The 2138-nt window shown below is 54.7% G+C and carries 2 protein-coding genes; both read right to left on the reverse strand.

Annotation, left to right across the window (positions count from 1 at the left end; translation table 11 throughout):
* The coding region (locus IE125_RS08805; RefSeq protein ID WP_194523951.1) for a hydantoinase B/oxoprolinase family protein at positions 1-1884 on the reverse strand (1884 nt) is incomplete at its 3' end.
* Between the two features lie 35 nt (positions 1885-1919).
* On the reverse strand, positions 1920-2138 hold a 219-nt coding region (locus IE125_RS19235), incomplete at its 5' end, for a hypothetical protein (RefSeq protein WP_229809013.1).

Here is a 2138-nt window from a genome sequence, read left to right on the forward strand (position 1 = left end):
TGTATACCAGGTGGCAGGAACCCATGCTTGGCGCCCAGCATCATGGAACGTCTGCTCGAAGTCCGCCCCCATGGCATTGCGTAGCGCCTTGGTTTCAGCCATGTCGATCGACAAGGTTTCCCAACGCTCTCTGTCACCGATGATGGCTACGCCATACGCTTCGCGTGCACGCTTAATACTTATGTATTCGTCAATTACATCTTCGAGCACCAGTTGAGGGTCACGCACAAGTGGCGACCCGTAGCCACCCGCCCCCGAACCGAGGGAGACGATCGTGTCCCGGGTTTCCAGCATTACCTCTGCGACAACATCCTTGACTTGGTGGTAAGCGCCATCGGCATTAACTACCCATGCCTCAGGTCCAGACGCAGCACCGCCGCCATGAATTCCCTGCGAACGATTTTTCACTCCTTCCATGTAGTAGTACGAAGCCGCAGGTGCGTGAGCAGGCCCATATGAGGAAACAGTTCCAGGCGCACCTCGAAAATTACCTGCCCCCTCCGAGTCAGTCCTTACCGCCGCATGCTGCCAAACTACCAGTGGATAGCGCTGTTCGGTGATTTCGGATGAATCCAAGTGTGGAATTCCTGCTCCCATGATGGTAGCAAAAGACAGCCAGCCATCGCTAAAAGCCGTAGCCGGGCCGCCAGAAGAGCCAGAGAAAACCTGGAAGATGTATTCCTCCCCGTTACGCTTGGGATCACGCCCCGACACAACGGCCTCGTGGGGAGGACAGCCAAAAGGTGGCTCCGCTGCTCCAACGTCTTCCTTCGACATCGACGCGATCCCTGACAGGATCATCCCAGTCACTCGGTCAGTAATTGTACGCGTTGCTGCAGAGCAGCAGGCTGGATGACGGGGGATACCCACCACACAATTTTCACGAACCAAAATATCGATTCGCCGATGGCTACCTGATGTGTTGGGGACGCTGAATGCCTCGCTTCCTTCTGAGGTGTTCAAGGCCATCAGGATGGCGGTCACCGCGTTGTTTTTTGAGGTGGCTTCAGTGAGGTTGAGCCCTGTAGGAGTGCAATCAGGGTTATCTCGCAAATCCACAGCGATACGACCTTCTTCAGGCTTTACCTCCACGCTCGCATGCAGATCAAGACCATCCGGAATGCCAGGAAAGGCGTCCATTGTGGTCTTGAGATCAATCTTACCAGCCGGCAGCTTTGCAATGCCTGCCGCCGCCATACGCTCTCCATAGTTCAGCCACTCGCGGATGAACGCCCTCAGGTGCTCAATGCTCTTGAAGCTGGCACAGAAGGCTTGCAAGCGCTTTTCGGCCAGGCGAAGTGCCCCGAGCGAGGCCAGATAGTCGCCGTACCAGGTATTGAAGGCCCGGATACGAACACGAGCCATTTCAATGATGTCGCTCACATCCTGATAGTTTGACTGCACCTTCACACACGGGAAAATCAAGGCGCCTTCTTCGTAGACGTCTCGCGCACGAGGCATGTAGGTGGTGGGTTGTGAATTACCGATATCAACTTGGTGTGCCTTGGCGATTGCGGTAAATACATGCTCCCCCTGGTAAAAAACCGGCACCACTAACGTATGGTCAGCTGCATGGGTGTTACCGTCGTAAGGGTCGTTGTGCAAAAACGCGTCGCCCTCGCGAAAATCCGGATGCTTGCGTGCCATCGACTTAGCGATAAGGGTAGAGCCGTAAACGTGCACCGGAAAACCACCCGGGGCAGAGATCAAGTCATGGTCACTACTGGTGATTGAGCAGGAGAAATCGTGCGCTGCCATGGTCGTAGAGCGCGCAGTACGGATCATCGTGTTGGTCATTTCACGGGTAATACTGTCCAGTCGATTCGCCATGATGCTGAGCGTAATCGGGTCAATTTTATCGACGTTGCAAGTAGAATTGATCATTTCAAATCCTTCGCCTTAAGCTCAAAAGCTCGTTGTCAGTCGAGAGAAATCAGATAGTGAGTCGGTCGCGTCAGCGCAGTCGAGCCAGGCGGAAGAACGATCGTCGTCGTCGGTTCCTCAATAACGGCCGGGCCTTTGATTGTGATGTCACTAGGCAGCTTTTCTACCCGGTAGACAGCACCCTGCAACTCAACGCCATCAAAGAACATCCGGCGATAGGACGGCTCTGGTATTGACTGGTCAGCCCCGAGCAG

Origin of the sequence: Salinicola rhizosphaerae, from assembly GCF_014652715.1 — a bacterium.
GTDB lineage: Bacteria > Pseudomonadota > Gammaproteobacteria > Pseudomonadales > Halomonadaceae > Salinicola > Salinicola rhizosphaerae.